This window comes from Dyella monticola, assembly GCF_003363155.1.
Lineage (GTDB): Bacteria > Pseudomonadota > Gammaproteobacteria > Xanthomonadales > Rhodanobacteraceae > Dyella_B > Dyella_B monticola.
The window spans coordinates 77,129-96,185 of the sequence record NZ_QRBE01000012.1; the positions used below are offsets into that span (position 1 = coordinate 77,129).

Sequence of the window (19,057 nt, forward strand, 5' to 3'; positions counted from 1 at the left end):
TCTCGCTATAGCCATCTCATCGCCTCACCGTCATTCCGGCGAAAGGCCGGAATGACGGTGAGGCACGAGGGCGATTTAACGAGCCTCGGCCGAAGAAGGCTCCGACATATAGCCACCGCCCAGCGCATCGATCAGCCGGATGGAAAGGTCGGCCTGCCGGCTTTGCAGCGCAGCCAGCTGCTGATCGGCAAGCAGCAGTTGCTGGCGACTGGCCAGTGGTGTGAGCGGACCGCTTACGCCGCCCTTGTAGGCGGAGAATGCATCGCGCCAACTCTTTTCGGCATCCTGCTTGGCGCGTTGTTCCAGTGCGATTTGCGTGCGCACTGAGGACAGCGCGGACACCAGGTCCGCCACCTCGTTCACCGCACTGATCAGCAGGCTGTTGTAGTGTGCCACGGCCTCGTCGTACTGCGCGTCGGCACCGGCGAGATTGGCGCGCAATCGACCGCCTTCGAAAATAGGCAGCGTCAGTGCCGGCCCCACCGAATACGTGCGCGCGGGAAGCTGGAACACATTCACGCTACCGCCCACGGCGACGACGCCAGCCATGGCGCTCAAACTGATGTTGGGCAAAAACTGGGTCTTGGCGGCCTTGATGTCATGCGATGCCGCCTCGACCTGCCAACGCGCGGCCACCAGGTCGGCGCGCCGGCCGATCAGATTCACCTGCAATTGGTCAGGCACGGCGATCAGGCCGGGATCGAGCAGATGCGGACGGACGATGCTCAAGCCACGATCCGGCCCCTGCCCCAACAGCACGGAAAGGCTGCTGCGTGCAGCGTCGATGGCGCGCTCTGCCTGCGTTTTTTCCTGCTCCGCGCTCGCTGCCTGCGAATCGGCAAAGGCTTCCTGCTGCGGCGTGCTCAGACCGCCCTCAAGCAGGCGACGTGTGAGCGTGAGCGTCTGCGTGGTGCGTTTGACTTCATCCTCGGCCACATCCCGTTCTGCAAAGGCATAGCCCAGCGCCACGTACGCGCGCGCAACGTTGACGGAAAGCTGGATACGCGCGGCACGGGCGTCGATTTCTGCTGCACGACTGCGCCCAAGCGCTGCTTCCCACGCGGCGCGCTTACCGCCCCACACATCCATATCCCACGAGAAATTGGCCGTGACCGCCTTGCCCCAGGCGAAATGGCCCAGCACATATTCGGGATAGACCGGATCCTTGTTGGATAGCCGCACGCCGCTGGCGCCTGCTTCGAGATCAGCTTGCGGGAGCCGCGCTGCGTTGGCGACATCCGCCACGGCCTGCGCCTGTCGCGCACGCGCCTGTGCTTCATCCAAGGTGGGATTGTGCTGCAGCGCCTCCTCGATCAGCGCGGTGAGTTGGGGATCGCCGAAGCCCACCCACCAATCCTGCGCGGGCCACGCAGTGGGGCTGAGCGGCACGTTGGCGAAGCTCTGATCGCTCCTGAGGCTGCTTGCATCGATCGTCTTGCCGTTGGTATGCAAGCCACCTGTCGCAGCGCAACCGGCAAGTGCGATGCACGCAGCAAGCAGCACGATCGCAGCTTGGGGCAAAGACATGTTCATCATTCTGGACATGATTGCCTCACTGCGATACCGCGGGCGCGTGGGTGTTTTCGCTGGGATGAACGATCAACGTCGCCGTCTGCCCCGCCACCAGCACGGTTCCCGCCGGCATATGGTCGGTATCGATGCGCACGCGCACCGGCACGCGCTGCGCCAGACGCACCCAGTTGAAGGTGGGATTGATGTTGGCAAGCAGATCGGCGCCCGTAGGATCGACCGCACCCGCAATACCGCGTGCCACGCCTTCCACGGTACCGCGCAAATGCACACCGCCGCTCATCAGGCGAATATCGACCGGATCACCCACATGCAGGTGCGGAAGCTTGGTTTCTTCGAAATAGCCATCCACCCAGAACGAGTGGCTATCGATCACCGCAAGCCGTGGTGCGCCGGCGCTGGCGTAATCGCCCACACGTACCAGGAGGTTCGTGACGTAACCATCCGCTGGCGCACGCACCTGGGTGCGTTCCAAGTTGAGTTGCGCGGTGGCCAACGCCGCCTGCGCCTGCTTGACCGAAGCCTGCGCCTGCTGTTGCGCAGCCGCCGCCTGTTCGATGCCGGCCCGTGCCTTGTCCCAGGTCGCACGCGCGGCATCTGCGGTCGCGCTGGCGTTGGCAATGTCTTCGCTGGATACCACATCCTTGAGATTCTGCCGGCGCCTGGACTGCGCCTCGTACATGACGAAATTCGCCTTGCTCTGCGTGGTACTGGCTTTGGCGGCATCGAGATTTGCCTGCGCCGCAGCCACTAAGGCCTGCGCGGCAGCAAGGTTGGCCTTGGCCTGCTCGGCGGCATCCTCATAGCGCGGGCGGTCGATGACAAACAGCACGTCGCCCTTCTTCACTTGCTGGTTATCGACCACGTTCACGGCAGTGACCAGGCCGGAAACGTCCGGCGCGATGCGCACTACATTGGCGCGGATGCGTCCGTCGCGGGTCCAGGGCGAATACATGTAATGCCGCCACAATCCATAGCCGATAAGGACAGCAAGCACCACGAGGATGACGGTGATGGCGACGCGGATGTAGAGAGTATTTTTCATGGAATCAGGTACGAGTCATTCGCCGTTAAAAGGTCAGCAGCGCCAAGCCGCCGAATACGCATACAAGGAAGGCCAGGCGTACCAGCGCCGGATGCCACACATAGCGGTACAGGCCATAGCGGCCTACTACGCGGTCGAAGAGCAGCAACAGCGCAATGGCCAGCACGAACCAGACCAACAGTCCAGGAACCAGCGCGCCACCGATGGCGATTTCACGTGGCATGGGCAACTCCTTGTGCACGGGCAGGTACTTGCATGTACGCGGCAAGCACGGATTGATCGTCCAGCAGCGCCAGGCGCAGGACGTGCAGATGATTGAGCAACGACCACATGGCCTCATCGCCGTCGATCAGGGCGATGGTGGCGGCGAGAGCATCGCGCGCATAGGCGTAGGTAGCGGTATCGGGATGCTCGTAAAGCTGAGCGATCGCATCGATGGTTCGTTCGATCGCTTCGCGCACGTCTTCGGGTAGCGGATGGCCAGCCATCTCATCACGCAGCTCGATCAAAGTGCGTCCTACTTCATGCACGGACAGCGTCCAGCCCACCAGGTTGCGCGACGCCTGACTGCCGCGTTCGGTATACGCAATGATCTGGCCGAATAGATCATGGTTGACGCTTTCGAAGCGCGCACGCAATCCAGGCAATGGCGCGTCAGCGGCAAGACGCACCTGACGGCGCAAACGATCCAATTGACGGCGGCGCAGCCACAAACTGCCGATGGCCGGCGGCACGAGCACAAAGGCTACGCCCGCCGTTGCCAGTCCAACGAGCTCGGCCAGCGCCTCGTTCCAGAAAAACAAGACGTCATAGCTCATCAGGTTGCGCAACGCGATAGTCAACGTAAAGCCAAGGCCATAACCCACGCCGATACGCGCGGTGATAGGCCACGCCATCATCGCCATGCCGATCATCAGGAACGGCACGGAACCCGCCACCAGCAACCCGAAACCGTCCATCAGCGGCAATACGAAGAACTGGCAGAGGAAGCTTGCGCACATGCCAAGCAGAAAACCGAACGAGGTGTGCTGTACCCACTGCGAGGGATTGGGCGTGGCGGCAAACAACCCTGCAAATACCGTTGCCAGCAGCATCGCCGATGCGCCCGACGGCCACGCCGAAAGGATCCAGAACAGGCTCAATGCGCCCATCACGAGCGAGGTGCGCAGCATCGCCAGCCCTGCACCGAGGAAATCATTGCCGCGCTCGAAGTGCACGCGCTCGGTTACCGCACCGAAAAGCCTGGGTGCCTGCAGCGCGGATGCCGTTTCCACGTATGCATAAAGTTCATCGACGAAGCGATCGATTAGCGTGGCACCGGTATCGAAATCAAGCATGTCGTAGGCGGAGATCATTTTCGCGCGCAGCACCGCCCTGCATTGTTTGATCGCCTGCCGTGCGTTGTCTATCCGCGGCAACAGCGCGCGCGCGGGGGCGCCTGCTTCAAAGGGCGCATCGAGGGCGCCGGCGAGCGGACGGTACAGTTCGATCAGCGCGTTAGCCGCCATCTCATGCCCCAGGCGCTTGAGGCGGTTGATCAGATGGTGCAAGGTCTGCAGCGTCGTCGAGGTCGACATGAAACGCTGGTTGAGCAGCAGCATGTGGCCGCTGCGCGCACGCGCCTCCGGGTCTTCAAACACCACCGAGCTACGCAGATCCTCTACGGCCACCGCATCGCGGACGAAACGCAGGTGCGCATTTTCGATATCGGCACGAGCCACCTTGCCGCACATCGCACGTTGTACGAACTGGATGAAATTGGTGAACTGCGCGCGGCAGAGGCGGCGCAGATCGTCGCGAATGCGGCTGGGAAACACCACGTCGCTCACTGCGGCCGAAACGGCCAGGCCCAGCAATACCTCGCTCAGGCGCCATACCGCGGTATTGAATACGTCCACCGGACTATTGATCGCCGGCAACGCCACGATCGCCGCTGTATAACCGGACAGCACGAACGCATAGGACTTGAAGTTGCGATACAGCGTGGCGCCGCCAGCGCACGCACCGATCCACAGCGAAAGCGCAGACAAGAACAACACGCGCTGCTGCGGAAACAGGGCGACGATCATGAACCCCGCCACCGCACCGATGATCGTGCCGATAGCGCGATAAAAACTCTTGGCCAGCACCATGCCGGTTTGGCGGTTGGCAACGATGACCGTGGTGAGCATCGCCGTCGAAGGCTGAGGTAGCTCCAAGCGCATGGCCAGCCAGCCGGTGATGTAGAAGGCGAGCAACGACTTGACTACGAATAGCCAGGTGGCGGTTTCCTCACGCAGGCTTGCCGCGATGACATCGCGCGTTGCGGGTGTCGCTGCCTGCACTTCAGTTACGGACATGACGACCCCAGCTTAGTCTGCCAATCCGCTCAAGAACTTCTTCAACAGCTTTTCGAGCTGGCTTTGCTCGGAAACCGTCAGGTGACGCCCCTGCTTGGCCAGCAACGTACAGATATCCGGAAGAAGACTTTCGAGCAACGCTTGTCCTTGCGACGTCAAGCTCAATTCGATCTTGCGACGATCGTCCGCGCTACCGCTGCGGGCGATCAGACCTTTTTCGCACAGCTCGTTGGTCAGTCTGGTGATGTTGGCCGATTTCTCGCCCGCCGCATCGGCCAGCTCCGACGGCGACATCGTACCGCTCGCTGAGCCGTAGAGCATCATCAGCAGGTTGTATTGCGGATGATTGAGGCCGTAAGGCTTGAGCGTAAGGTTTGCATCGTCGTGTAGCAGCTTGTGGATGTGCTTGATCAGCCGCACGAGGGTGGCTGGACGGCGAGGAAAATCAGGATAACGGCGGCATGTGACCGCCAGACGTTGCTCGGTCGAGGCGAAATCGCTCATCGGTGGGGCCCGCGCGTATCATACATTTATATATATTATATAAATGTACTATTTTTGCAAACGCGCAGCAGCCGCAAAGCCACGGCCCGCCAGCTCTGCAAGCACTCTAGCCAGATTTGGAGTCGCCAACCCGTTCGGGCTTACGCGGTGGACGGCTCCCGCGCCTGCATAGCTACCTCGAACGCACGTTTGCGGGCCGCGTGATCAAAAACGTTCGAGGTAATCATCAGCTCATCCGGATGATGACGATCGATGAAGGCGGCCAGGCCATGGCGCACGGTGTCGGGCGCACCCACGACGGCGCAGGCCAAGGCGCGATCCACCATGGCCTTTTCGGCGGGCGTCCACCAGCTTTCGATGTCCTCGATCGGCGGCGGGATCAGGCCCGGGCGCCCGCGTCGCAGATTGACGAAGCTCTGCTGCTGCGTGGTGAACAGCCGCCGCGCGTCGTCATCGGTCTGACCGGCAACCACGTTGACGCCGAGCATGGCATGCGGCTTGTCCAGGCGCGCGGACGGCCTGAAATCGCGCCGATAAAGAGCAAGGGCTTCATCCATCGCATCCGGCGCGAAGTGCGAGGCAAAGGCGAACGGAAGGCCGAACGCAGCGGCAAGCTGGGCACTGAAAAGGCTCGAGCCCAGCAACCACACCGGCACATCCACACCCGCGCCCGGCACTGCACGGACCACCTGTCCCGGCACGGCAGGCTCGAAGAAGGCAAGCAGCTCCTGCACATCATTCGGGAACGTCTCGGCCGCCTCGTAGTAGCGGCGCAACGCACGTGCAGTGGCTTGATCGGTGCCCGGCGCGCGGCCCAGTCCCAAGTCGATACGCCCTGGATACAGCGATGCGAGCGTGCCGAACTGCTCGGCCACCTGCAGCGGCGCATGGTTGGGTAACATGATGCCGCCTGCCCCTACCCTGATGCGCGACGTGCCACCGGCCACATGCCCGATCAGCACGGCCGTCGCAGCGCTGGCGATCCCTGGCATGTTGTGGTGCTCGGCCAGCCAGTAGCGCGTGTAGCCTAGCTGCTCGGCCCAGCGCGCCAGATCCAGCGTGTTGGCGAAAGCCTGTACAGGGGTGCTGCCTTCGGTGACGGGCGCCAGATCAAGTACGGAAAACGGAATCATGGGAGGACCTCGATAACGAAGCCCTAAATGTGGGGGTCGTTGAGCGTAAAGCCAGAGCGCCGCGCGATACTCAGAAAGCCTGCTGCTGCGGATACTCTGCGGTGAAATCGTTATCCCACAGGAAGTTGGTGAACGACACCGTGGCCGACACCTCCAGGCCTTCCACGAAGTGCCAGCAACCGACTGGCAAAAACAGCACTTCGCCTGGATTCAACGTACAGGAAAGCACCTGCACATCGGTCATGTGAGGGTAGCGCTGCAGGTCGATCTGCCGCCCATCCACGTGCGTAAAGCAATGCTCATGGTTGTAGACATGCGCGATTTCGCAGGCCTGCATCAGCAGGATGCGCTTGCGACCCATCACCTGCGCCATGAAATTGTTGGTGAGATCGTGGTGGAACGGCGTAATGGTGCCGGCCGGGCCAAACCACAGAAAACCTTGTGTGGGCCCGTTGCCATTCAAATACGCGGGAAGCTGCACGATGTCCTGCCACAGTTCGGCCAAGGCCGTGCAGTTCTTTCCCTCGTTGTACGCCGTCATGTAGAAATCGTTGCTACAACCGGCGCTGCGCACCATGTCCACGTAATCACCGAATAGCATCGTTTTACGATGCGCGGTCTTACGCAATTCATACTGCGCATCGGTGTCGCGTCCGAATTGAATTTCCACTTCGCGATCGCCGCAGCGCTGCTTGAAGTAATCGAAGCCCCATTTGTTCATGGCGGGCCAATCGTCCATCATGCCGGTGATGATCACCGGCCGGCCCGCGGTGTAATACGCATCGAGAAATTCTTCGCGTGACAACATGTGCCGACGCGGAACGTTCGCGTCGCGCAGCCGGTTCATGTGTCGCTGCGTTTCCAGCACCCAATCGTGCTTGGCGATTCGATTGCGCAGACGCTGCGCGCCCAGAAGATAAGGGCTGGTCATGGCCTGCTGCAGCTCCGCCACGGATTCCTCGTGCGGAATGCCCGCCTGCAGCATCTGCATGTAGATGCTTTGCGGTGCAGCTTCCAATAAAAGGTTTTCTGCAATCCAGCGGCGCCACTCGTTGTCGACATGGACCACCGGCCGTAACTCGACGTTCGCCATGACATCCCCTCGCGCGTTGCCCGGCAGCGGTATCGGCAGCGAGCCTAGCGCAGCCGCCTGGGCGATAACGCCGATTGTGTCGCCGAAATGACAACGTTGGCAACTGCGGTTTTCCAGGCATCTGTACTGCACCTGTCACCCCGTTGACAGGTCATCGACCCCACCCGTAAAAAAGTGGTTTTCCAGCATCGTTTACGTCCAGGGGAAAACCATCATGCCCTCCGCCGCAGAAGGCACTGGGCCCGGGCGTTCACCGGGGCGACGGTCATCCAGCATGAGCACGCCCATGCGCCCGTCAGGTATCACTCCGCCAACGCCGCATCCACGATGCTTTGCGCTTCGCGCAGGATTTCTTTCAAATGCGCATCGCTACGGAAGCTTTCACCGTAAATCTTGTAGATCTCCTCGGTGCCCGACGGACGCGCGGCAAACCAACCGCTTTGCGCCATCACCTTGATGCCTCCGATCGGCGCGTTGTTACCGGGCGCGCGGTCCAGCACCTGTTCGATTTTCTCGCCGGCAAGCTCGCTGCTCTGCAATTGCTGCGGCGAAAGCTTGGCCAGTTTGGCTTTCTGTTGCGCGTTCGCCACCGCGTCCACACGGCTGGTATACGGCTTGCCGAGTGCCTCGGTCAGCTCAACGTAGAGCTCGCCTGGATCTTTGCCCATGCGAGCGGTCATCTCCGCGGCAAGCAGCGAGGGCACAATACCGTCCTTGTCGGTGGTCCACACCTGCCCATCGTGGCGAAGCATGGACGCGCCCGCGCTTTCCTCGCAGCCGAAACCCAGCGAGCCATCGAACAAGCCATCGGCAAACCATTTGAAACCGACCGGCACTTCGTAAAGCCGGCGGCCAAGGCGCTCGGTTACGCGATCGATCATCGAACTGCTTACCACGGTCTTGCCGACGCTGGCCTTGTCGCCCCATTGCGGACGATGACGGAACAGGTAATCCACCATCACCGACAGATAATGATTGGCTGGCATCAGACCCGCACTGCGTGAGACCACGCCATGACGATCGTGATCGGTATCGCAGGCGAACGCGACGTCGTAGCGATCCTTCAGGCCGATCAGCCGCTGCATGGCGTACGGCGAGGATGGATCCATGCGGATCTTGCCGTCCCAATCCACCGTCATGAAACGGAAGGTGGGGTCGACCGTATCGCTGACGACCGCAAGGTCTATGCCGTAGCGCTGAGCAATCGGCTTCCAGTAGTGCACACCCGCGCCGCCGAGCGGATCGACCGCCATGCGTACGCCAGCGTTGCGAATCACGTCGAAATCGATGATGTTTTTCAGATCATCGACGTAGCGCGTAAGGTAATCATGCTCCTGCACCAGGCTGGAGCGCCTGGCTTGCCGGTAGCTCAGGCGCTTGACGCCATCGAGCTTGCTTTCGAGCAAGGCATTGGCGCGCTGCTGGATCCAGCTCGTCACATCGGTTTCGGCGGGGCCGCCGTTCGGCGGGTTGTATTTGAAACCGCCGTCGCTCGGCGGATTGTGCGAGGGCGTGACCACGATGCCATCGGCGCGTCCATCCAGCCGGCGACGGTTGTAGACCAGGATGGCGTGCGAAACGGCCGGTGTGGGCGTGTATTCGTCACCGGCGGAAATCGCCACGGTGACCTCATTGGCGACCAGCACCTCCAGTGCGCTTTCGAAGGCGGGCTTGGACAATGCATGCGTGTCGATGCCGATAAACAGCGGACCGCTGATACCCTTCTGGCGACGGTAGTCGCAGATGGCCTGCGTGATGGCCAGTACATGCCATTCGTTGAAGCTGCGATCGAACGAAGAGCCACGATGTCCGGACGTACCAAAGCCTACGCGTTGCGTGGATTCGGCCGGGTCCGGGCGGAGCGCGGTGTAGGCGTCCAGCAGCTTGGGCACATCCACCAGCATGGTTTCAGGAGCAGGCTTTCCAGCGCGCGGATCAACGTTCGGGTTCACGTGCAAAGGTCCTTGTAGTGAGCGCAGGAGGTGGCACGGCAACACTCCACCCTGCCTGCTGGCAGCAACGAATTATCGGCGATGGCATATCAACCCTTTGTGGGCACGCGCCGTGCCGGTCGCCGGGGATTCAGGCCGCGGCCTGCACCAGGCCAGCCGCCAGGGCCGGCAGCTCGCCAATGGTTTCAATGGTGCAGTCCGGCGCGGGCTGGATCTGGCTCATATCGGCCCGCGCGGCATAGTGCCCCTGGCGCACGAACACGGTGGTCAGCCGGTCGCCAAGCTTGAGTTTGGCCTTGGCCAGCAGGTTGGGCTTGTCATCGACCATCACATAGTGCGAAGCCGGGTACCGGGCCTGCATCGCTTCCAGCGCGAGTTCTTTGTGAACGAAGATCAGCACTTCGCCGCGCACGGCGGCACGGATACCGGCACGTTCGATTTTGTGCGGCTGAAACACGCTGTCACCATCGGAAAGGATCACGGCGCGCCCAAGTTCATTGAGCTGCTCGATCGCCTGCAGCGCCCCGGGGTACAGCCAATGCTCGAAGGGATAATCGAGCAGCCAGTACGCCATCGTGAAAACACCGGGACGCGTGTCGTTCTCCTGACGAAAGCGCTGCAGCGCACCGAGGTAATCGGCGTAGCCTTCGGAGGTCCTGAGTTCCTCATAGATAGCCCAGTAGCGGTCGCACTCCTGCTGCCCAAACTCACGCACCAGGTGCGCGCGCAGGTCGTCGCCGAAACGGTCGTTGTCGAGCAAGGTGTTGTCGACATCCAGCAAAAAAATGTAAGAAGCGTTTGTTTTGTTCTGGCTCACAGATAAACATCCACGTGGTGCTCGCCGCCATCGTCGATCAGCGGCAATCGGTCGCCGTCCACCGGCTTGCCGTTCAACAGGATGCGACGCGATCCTGCTTGAGCGGCCGGCGCATGCACCACGATCTGGTAATCGGTCTCGCGATGCCGGTAGCTGAGGCGGTAGTCCGTCCAGTCTGGCGGAAGCACAGGCTGGATGTACAGGCTTTCGCCTTCCACGCGCAGCCCGAGCAGCGATTCCAGGATGAGCCGATACATCCAGCCCGCCGAGCCGGTGTACCACGTCCATCCGCCGCGCCCCTGATGCGCGCCGCCGTAGTAAATGTCGGCGGCAACCACGTAGGGCTCAACTTTGTACGTGTCGATGCGCTCGCCAGCACCGTGGTTGATCGGGCTGATCATGTGCAGCAGTTCCCATGCCCGTCGCGCATCGCCCATGGCGGCAAAGGCCATCGTTGCCCATATCGCAGCGTGGGTGTATTGGCCGCCGTTTTCACGCACACCCGGAACATAGCCTTTGATATAGCCAGGATCCATTGACGCATGATCAAACGGTGGATCGAGCAATTGGATGATGCCCGCGTCGCGCTTCACCAAGTGCTTGTCCAGCGATTCCATGGCCTGGTGGTAACGCTCTTGCGGGGCCCCTCCTGACAACACCGACCAGCTCTGCGCGATGGAATCGATGCGGCATTCTTCGTTCTGCGTGGAGCCCAGGGGCGTACCATCGTCGAAATACGCGCGCCGGTACCATGCACCGTCCCACGCATGCTCCTGAAGGTTAGCGGCCAGCTTGCCCGCTTCGTCTTCGCAACGTGCGGCGAAGGCTTCGTCCTGATGGCGACGCGCGGTCAGCGCAAACGAGGTCAGCACTTCGTACAGGAAGAAGCCCAGCCAGACACTTTCTCCGGTACCCTTTTCGCCAACCTTGTTCATGCCGTCGTTCCAGTCGCCGGTGCCGATCAAGGGCAATCCGTGCGGACCGCGCGCAGCAATGCCGCGTTCGATCGCACGCACGCAATGTTCGTAGAGCGTGGCGCTCTGTTGTGAACGCACGGGTAAATCGTAATAAGACTCCTCATCGGATCGAAGCGGACGGCCCTCGATAAAGCCCATGCGTTCGTCCATCACGCCCGTGTCGTGCGTGGTATGCACATAGCGGCTCAGTGCCAGCGGTAGCCACAGGTAATCATCGGAACAATGCGTACGCACACCGCGGTCGGATGGTGGATGCCACCAGTGCTGCACATCGCCCTCCACGAACTGGTGCGCAGCGGACAACAGCAAATGCTGGCGCGCGCTGTAGGGGCTGGCGTGCACCATCGCCATTGAATCCTGCAGTTGATCACGAAAACCAAAAGCGCCGCCGGATTGGTAATAACCGCTGCGCCCCCAGAAGCGTGCCGCAATCACCTGATACATCAGCCAGCCATTCGCCAGCGCGTTCACTTGAGGGTCCGGCGTAGTCACCTGCACTTTGCCAAGCGTCCAGCGCCAGTGCATGCGCACTTCTTCCAGCGCCGCCGTGGCGGCGTTCGATCCGCGCATGCGTTGCGCCAGATCGCTGGCACCCTTGGCATCACGCGCCGCACCCAGACGGAACACCACTTCGCGCGTTTCATCCCTGCCAAGCTCGAACGGCACCTGGATGGCGGCGCATGGATCGAGCCCCGCCCCGATGCGTCCGGAAAGACCCGTGCGCCCCATCGCGGCGGGCGTGCGTGGACTGCCGTTGCGCCCAAGGAACTCCATGCGGTCACACGTCACGCTGCGGGTAGTGGCATCGGTATCGAAGAAAGCCACGCGGCCTGGAAATTCCGTGTTGTAGGCATTGCGCGCCAGCAAGGCGCCGGTCACAGGGTCCGACTCGGACACGATATGCATCGCGTACTTGTTACGCATATCACCAAGCACCCATTCCACATAACCGGTGGCAGATAGACGACGCGCCCGGCCTGAACGGTTATGCACGCGCAACACCCAGAATTTGATCGGCACATGCAAAGCCACATACATCCACAGTTCTGTGCGGATGCCGTCTTCGACATGTTCGAACACCGAATAGCCAAAGCCATGGCGTGTGACATAGGCACCCTTGCCACGATGCGGCAGCGGTGTGGGCGACCAATAGCGCCCGCTTTCCTCGTCACGCAGATAGATCGCTTCGCCGCAACTGTCGCTGATCGGGTCGTTGTGCCACGGCGTCAAGCGGAATTCGTGCGAGTTTTCGCTCCACGTATAGGCGCTGCCGGACTCGGAAACCACACAACCGAAATCAGGGTTTGCCAGTACGTTGGCCCATGGTGCCGGTGTCGGCCGCCCAGCGCGCAGGAGGATGACGTATTCGCTCAGATCACGCGAGAAACCACCATAGCGATTGGTCAGCTGCAGCGTATCGAGCAACGCTTGGGTCGTATCCACGGCCGTTGTTTGCTCAAGTGCTGCCAACTGGTTGATCGCCAACGCCGGCAGTTGCGATTCCACGCGCCGGCGCTCGATCTGTTCGGCCAGCGTGCCGCGGCTGTCGTACAGCACAATACGCGCCACCGACTGCACCAGCACACGGTCTTCGGCCGACAACTGCTGCGACGGCCGCACGAAAATGCCACCGGGGCGGTCGATCAGATTCGCCTCTGTGCCGGAAGCAATCAAGCCCAGGATGAGGTCCTGCAATTCCTGTCGATAACCGGCCTGGTCCTCATTCCAGATCACCAGGTCCACAGCAAGACCTTTCATGCGCCAATACGCGTGCGCCTGTACCAGCTGCCGCACGAGTTCAATGTTGGCAATGTCGCCGATGCGCAGCAGCACGATCGGCAGATCGCCCGAGATGGCCTGCCCCCACAAGCCCGATTGGCCACGTCGATTGGCTTGCAGCACACTCGCTTCGGCACGCAGCAAGGTGTTGGCATAAAGAATGGACGCAGCCATGCGTTCGTACAAACGGGCGTCCAGGTGCGTGGCATTGAGCTGCGTCAGCGACACCTGGCTGTGTGTCCAGGCAAGATCGAAAACGCGGTCGGCGAGATGGCGGTCGCGATATTTCTCCGCCAGATGCAGACACGTGTCGCGACTGTCCGTCACCCCCGTGACGATATCGATGGTCGCCGATTGTTCCGGCTGCAAGGTAATGCGCACACGAATCGCAACGACCGGATCAAGCACCGCCCCCACCGTATTGGAAAGCTGTGCGTGCGACTGTAACCGGCTCAGCGCGAGTGGCCGAACGCTACTGCGTCCGCGCCCGATGAATTTCGCGCGATCCGTCTCATAGGAAATATCGTCAATGGTGGCGTCGTGAACAGCCATCACGTGACACATCCATGGCACCCGTTCATCGTTGGCGCGCGGGCGACGCGTGCCGATCAGCGCCTGGGCAGACTCCACCCACTCGGTTTCCACAAACAGATTGCTGAAGGCCGGATGCGCGGCATCGGCGGCCGCCGGCGCGATCACGAGCTCTGCAAAGGTGGTGATTTCGACGGTGCGCGGACGTCGACCACGATGCGTCAAACGTACACGTCGCAATTCGATATCGTCCTCGGGGGAAACCACGATCTCGGTATGCGCATCGAGATGGTGTTTGCGCAGGCGAAATTCCGCACGCGCATCCGAAAAGATGGCTTCGTAATGATCAGGCTTGGTCAACGTTGGCTGATACGTGGTCGACCAGAAATCGCCGCTCTCCACATCGCGCAGGTAACAGAACTGCCCCCAATTGTCGCTGGTGATGTCTTCATGCCAACGGTGCACGGCCAGATCGCGGCAACGGCTGTAACCGCCGCCGGCACTGCTCACCATCACGTGGTAACGCCCATTGGACAGCAATTGCACGGCCGGCCGCGGCATATTCGGATCGCTGAACACGCGCAACGGGTTATCGGCAATGGCGATGCCGCTTTGCAGTGTCTCCAGCCCGATCGCATGCAGATATTCCGTCGCGTTTTTAGGTACGCGTTCCTGCAACAATAACGCAATGGCACGGAACTGAGGATCGTTGTCGAAGCGTTTCTGCATGGGTTGATCCAGCAGCAGGTACGCCAGCGAAAGCAGGCTCATGCCTTGGTGGTGCGCCATATACGACGCCACCAGCACGGACGTCTGCCCGTGCGGCACGCGTGCCGGCGTGTAGTCGATCGCTTCGTAGAAGCCCAAGCGCCCTCGCCTGCCCTCGGCGGCAAGGCGCTCAAGGTTTGCGTAGGCATCCCCAGGCGCCACCATCAAGGCCATTACACTGGCATAGGGTGCGATAACCACGTCATCGCCCAGGCCACGTTTCAGGCCCAGGCCAGGCACGCCAAACGCGCGGTATTGATAGTTCAAATGCACGTCGACGGTGTTGTAGCCCGATTCGGAAACACCCCACGGCACGCGCATTTGCTGACCGTACTCGATCTGTCGCTCGACCGCGGCATGGCATGTCTGCGCCAGCAGCGTGCCGGCATAGCTGGGCATGACCAGCATCGGCATCAGGTATTCGAACATCGAGCCGGACCAGGACAGCAATACCGGCTTGCCGTCGGCGGTGGTCAGTAAACGCCCCAATGCAAACCAGCTTTCCTGCGGCAGTTGCCCTTGCGCAATGGCGAGGTAGCTGGCCAGGCGCGCCTCGGATGCGAGCAGGTCGTAGCAACTCGCGTCCAAGCGACGCTCGTCGACGTTGTAGCCGATGGAGAGCAGCTTCTTGCGCGGATCGAACAGAAAGCGAAAATCCATCGTCGCCAGTTCGGATACCACGACGGTCAGACGCAAGATTTCGTCACGGCGCCCTTTCGGGCCTGATGCATCGTGTTCCCCGCCAGCACCCACAGCGTGCACAACGTGCCGCAGCGTGGGGATATCTTCCTGCTCCGGCCAATCGGACGCCCATGACGATATCAATTCCATCTCCTGCCGGAGATCGCCGATCTGATCACGCAGGCGCTGATACCAGAAAAACGCTTCCGACGAAGCATCGTCCGGAACGATGGTGCGCAAATCATCGATCTTCGCCTGCAGATCGGCCACGATGAGCGCGATGCGATCCAGCGGCGGCGGCGGTGCTTGCACAATGTCTTGCAGAAGCTGGCGCAGGCTTGTGATAGCCGCGGTGTGGCTGCCTTCGGGCAACGTGTCGCGCAGTAACGTCAGCGTGTCGCGCAAGCCATCCAGCACACGCACGTGAAACAGCGGCTCATCGAGCAACGACAATAATCCCGGTCGCAAGGTCAGCAGGTGGGCCGCGAGATTGCCGCTATCCACCGATGATACATAGTGCGGTGTAAGCGGCTGCAAGGTGACGGTGTCGTACCAGTTGTACAGATGCCCGCGATACCGCGCCATGCCTTCGAGTGTGTGCAGCGTCTTTGCAATACGATCCAGCAGGCGCCCGGCGGTGATGAAACCAAAGTCATACGCTGCCAGACAGGAAAGCAGTGCCAGGCCAATATTGGTGGGCGAAGTACGATGGGCGACCACCTTGGCAGGCACTTCCTGCATGTTGTCGGGTGGCAACCAGTTGTCTTCCGGCCCGACATACGTTTCAAAAAAAGCCCAGATGCGACGGGACAGCGCGCGCAGGAAACGCCGCTGACGTCGCGTAGGTACAAACGTGTCCTCCTTGCGCTGCTCGCTCGACCAGCGAATCACCGCAGGACCCACCAGCCATAACAGCAGAATCGGCAACGCCACCGCCAGTGTTTCCGGCCGCCGCGACCAGATCGCAATACCCGCCAACACGGCGAAAATCGGATTGATCCACATCATGCGATAGGTACGCGCGACCGACTGCATACCTTCCTGCTCAACATCTCGCGATGTCCGCCACTGCAAAAGATTGCGCCGGCTGACCGCCATGCGCCAGAGTGTGCGCCCAATGGCGTCCAGGCTGTACCACGCTTCGTGCGGCAATGTCGACAGACTGAAAAGCGCGCGCGCAATATGCTGACCAGCCGGTGCCGCCGCGGATTTCATGTGGGATTTCAGGGAAATGTCCACCTGCTTCTGGGCGAACGCCAACAACGACGAGAGCAACGGCAGTGCGAACAGCAGCGCCAGCACTGCCACGGTCCAGGTGATCGGCTCCGCAAAGCACAGCCAACTGATCAGGAATAGCGCCACGAACGATGGCGCGGCCAGACTGCGCCGAAGGTTGTCCCAAAGCTTCCATCGCGACAGGGCATCCAGCGTATTCGTGACCCGCTTTCCCTCCGCGTCGCGCACACGTGGAAATATCCATGGCAGCAACTGCCAGTCGCCACGTATCCAACGATGGCGACGCTGACAATCGCCGACATAGCTGGACGGATACTCCTCGTACAGCGGCACATCGCTCAGCAGGCCCGAGCGCGCATAGCAACCTTCGATGAGGTCGTGGCTGAGAACGGTGTTTTCGGGGAAGCGTCCATTCAACGATCGCGCGATGGCATCCACGTCATAGATGCCCTTGCCGATAAACGAACCCTCACCAAATAGATCTTGATAGACATCCGACACCATGCGTGTGTACGGATCAATACCTACTTCACTGCCAAACAGGGTGGCGTAGCGCGAACGCGCCGTGCTGGGCAGACTGATACCCAACCGCGGTTGCAGAATGCCGTGACCACGCAGCAGGCGCCCCCGGGACTCATCGTAGACCGGGCGATTGAGCGGATGCGCCATGACGCTTGCGAAAGCCTGCGCTGCGTCGCGTGGAAGCTGGGTATCGGAGTCGAGCGTAACGACATAATGGATGCCGCGCAGCGCTTCCACGGGCCCCACGATCAGCGAGAACGCATTGGTTTTGCCGGCACACAGCAAATGGTTGAGGTCGGCGAGCTTGCCACGCTTTCGCTCGTAACCCATCCACATGTTGTCGGCACGATTGAAGCGTCGCGGCCGGTGCAGCAAATAGAAGCGATCGCCTGAGCCTGGCGCATATTTCGCGTTAAGCGCGTCGATATGCTGTCGCGCAAGCCTGAGAATCGTCGGATCGTTTTCCAGCCATTCTTCGCTTGCATCCTTGAAATCGCTCAACAGGGCGAAGTGAATGTTCTGGTCGCGATTGGCCAGGAAGTGCACTTCCAGCGCCTCGACCATGTCCTCGACGTCCTGCACATTGCCGAGCAATGCCGGCACCACTACCAAGGTGCGCGCGGTCGGCGGTACGCCACGCGTGAAATCCAGACGCGGCAACAGACTTGGCGATATCGTCACGGTGACGATCCAGTTCATCAGCCCCAGGGCGAACTGGCTGGTTGCGAGCAGTGCTGGGATGGCAATCAGCGCCAACGCCCAGCCTGGATAACGGCTGATGCTTGCCGCGTGGACGATCGGCGCCGTGAAGGCGAGCGTCAGCAGCGTGAGGATGCTGATGTACAGCACGAGCGACCTGCGCAGCAATGCGCGCCGCAGGTTCATCAAGCGGTGGTAACGGTAGCCGGCCTTCTGTTCCAGTGCGGCCAATCCTTCATCGACCAGGTACCAGCCCACGTGGGAGCCGAGGCCAGCCACCGCGCGCTCTTCAGCGTGGGTTTGCGCCAATTCAATCGCCGCCTGAGCCACCTCGCCTTCTGCATGCGGGCTTGAGCGTGCGAGCCTTTCCACCACGTGCCGATAGTGGTCGCGCGTGGCGAAATCCATCTGCGGATACGTGCCGGCCGGATCCTTGCGCAGCGTCTGTTCGACGATGCTCAAGCGCTCCACGAACGCGTGCCAATCGATCGCCGACAGATGACGCAGGCTGCCGATGCTGTTGCCGACTGATACCTGATTGGCTGCCTGCTCCTGCGCTTCGAGTTGCAACTGATGTTCGATGCTCGAGCCCGCTTCGGCGAGGCGTTGCTCCACCCACGTCAACGGCATGGCAAGCACGGGGCTCTGCCCCTGCAGGCGTCGCGCGAGTTCGGCTACGAATGCACTGGTCATCGGTGGGTCGGAGCGTGCCATGTCGGCGACGCCGATGACGACGCTCTTCGGATCGTGTTCGGCGATTTCAGTGAGCACGTCCGCCCACTGGCTGGCCTGGTCGCGATAACGCCAGTCCGACATCACGCGCACCGCCGCACGACGCAGATTCTCGATCAGAGCCAGGCGCAGCATGATCGGAATGGCCCACAACTCGCCCAACGCCAACGGCTGCACGCTCTGATAGGCGGAGATGAAGCGCCCCAGGCTCTCGTCATCCACACGGCCATCGCCGTGCGAAATGGTTTCCAACGCCAGCACGTAGACACGCGGGAGCGCATCGCCATCGGTACCGTCACCCACGAGCCGCGGCAGTTCGCGGTTGTAGCGCCGCGGCAAATGACGCCGGGCGATTCGGATCTGGTCTTCGATGAGGTAGTAGTTGTCCAGCAGCCATTCGCCGGCGGGTGAAATGCGCCGGTTGCTCTTGGCCGCAGCGGTAAGCGCCTCACAGGCCTGCAATAGCAGCGTTGCGTTTTCGTCCAGCCGCTTCAATAGCCCATCTGACGCCGAACGAGGGCTGAGCTTGTGCTGCTTGGCCAAGGCGACGCCATGCTGTTCCATCTGCTCGGCGCTGAACAGTTCGGCACGCAGCGTCGGCTCCATGGACGTCTGGCCCGTCGCCGCATCGCCATAACGCGCCGCCTGGGGATGCAGCGCCGCTTGCAAAAGCACTGACTTGTCGGTCCTGAACATCGCTCCCGGTCCGGCTCACACAT

10 protein-coding genes are annotated in these 19,057 nt (G+C 61.4%); all 10 read right to left on the bottom strand.

All coding sequences use genetic code 11. The features are described 5' to 3' along the window. Positions 1–75: 75 nt before the first annotated feature. Positions 76–1,527 carry an efflux transporter outer membrane subunit gene (locus DWU98_RS17260; protein WP_115496878.1) on the bottom strand — a complete coding sequence of 484 codons (1,452 nt, stop codon included), beginning with the start codon at positions 1,525–1,527 and terminating at the stop codon, positions 76–78. Positions 1,528–1,552: 25 nt separating this feature from the next. Further along, positions 1,553–2,575, bottom strand: a complete 1,023-nt coding sequence (locus DWU98_RS17265; protein ID WP_115496811.1) for an HlyD family secretion protein — start codon at positions 2,573–2,575, stop codon at positions 1,553–1,555. Positions 2,576–2,600: 25 nt separating this feature from the next. Continuing rightward, positions 2,601–2,798, bottom strand: a complete 198-nt coding sequence (locus tag DWU98_RS17270) for a DUF1656 domain-containing protein (protein WP_115496812.1) — start codon at positions 2,796–2,798, stop codon at positions 2,601–2,603. Continuing rightward, on the bottom strand, positions 2,788–4,914 hold the full coding sequence (locus tag DWU98_RS17275) for an FUSC family protein (RefSeq protein WP_115496813.1): 2,127 nt from the start codon (positions 4,912–4,914) through the stop codon (positions 2,788–2,790). The genes DWU98_RS17270 and DWU98_RS17275 overlap by 11 nt, the downstream gene beginning before the upstream one ends. Positions 4,915–4,926: 12 nt before the next feature. Continuing rightward, entirely contained in the window at positions 4,927–5,418 is a 492-nt protein-coding gene (locus DWU98_RS17280) for a MarR family transcriptional regulator (RefSeq protein WP_115496814.1), read from the bottom strand. Between the two features lie 140 nt (positions 5,419–5,558). Further along, positions 5,559–6,551, bottom strand: a complete 993-nt coding sequence (locus tag DWU98_RS17285) for an LLM class flavin-dependent oxidoreductase (RefSeq protein WP_115496815.1) — start codon at positions 6,549–6,551, stop codon at positions 5,559–5,561. A gap of 70 nt (positions 6,552–6,621) precedes the next feature. Beyond that, entirely contained in the window at positions 6,622–7,776 is a 1,155-nt protein-coding gene (locus tag DWU98_RS17290) for a cupin-like domain-containing protein (protein ID WP_230474903.1), read from the bottom strand. A 170-nt stretch (positions 7,777–7,946) separates the two neighbouring features. After that, positions 7,947–9,596, bottom strand: coding sequence for a phosphoglucomutase (alpha-D-glucose-1,6-bisphosphate-dependent) (pgm, locus tag DWU98_RS17295; protein ID WP_115496817.1), 1,650 nt, complete (start codon positions 9,594–9,596; stop codon positions 7,947–7,949). A 130-nt stretch (positions 9,597–9,726) separates the two neighbouring features. Beyond that, positions 9,727–10,413, bottom strand: a complete 687-nt coding sequence (locus tag DWU98_RS17300) for an HAD family hydrolase (RefSeq protein WP_115496818.1) — start codon at positions 10,411–10,413, stop codon at positions 9,727–9,729. Further along, entirely contained in the window at positions 10,410–19,034 is an 8,625-nt protein-coding gene (locus DWU98_RS17305) for a glycoside hydrolase family 94 protein (protein ID WP_115496819.1), read from the bottom strand. The genes DWU98_RS17300 and DWU98_RS17305 overlap by 4 nt, the downstream gene beginning before the upstream one ends. Between the last annotated feature and the right edge of the window lie 23 nt (positions 19,035–19,057).

Coding starts and splice junctions, on each gene's coding strand:
- DWU98_RS17275 (WP_115496813.1), bottom strand. CDS start 4,914: ATGTCCGTAACTGAAGTGCAGGCAGCGACACCCGCAACGCGCGATGTC.
- DWU98_RS17285 (WP_115496815.1), bottom strand. CDS start 6,551: ATGATTCCGTTTTCCGTACTTGATCTGGCGCCCGTCACCGAAGGCAGC.
- DWU98_RS17280 (WP_115496814.1), bottom strand. CDS start 5,418: ATGAGCGATTTCGCCTCGACCGAGCAACGTCTGGCGGTCACATGCCGC.
- DWU98_RS17260 (WP_115496878.1), bottom strand. CDS start 1,527: ATGTCTTTGCCCCAAGCTGCGATCGTGCTGCTTGCTGCGTGCATCGCA.
- DWU98_RS17270 (WP_115496812.1), bottom strand. CDS start 2,798: ATGCCACGTGAAATCGCCATCGGTGGCGCGCTGGTTCCTGGACTGTTG.
- DWU98_RS17305 (WP_115496819.1), bottom strand. CDS start 19,034: ATGTTCAGGACCGACAAGTCAGTGCTTTTGCAAGCGGCGCTGCATCCC.
- DWU98_RS17265 (WP_115496811.1), bottom strand. CDS start 2,575: ATGAAAAATACTCTCTACATCCGCGTCGCCATCACCGTCATCCTCGTG.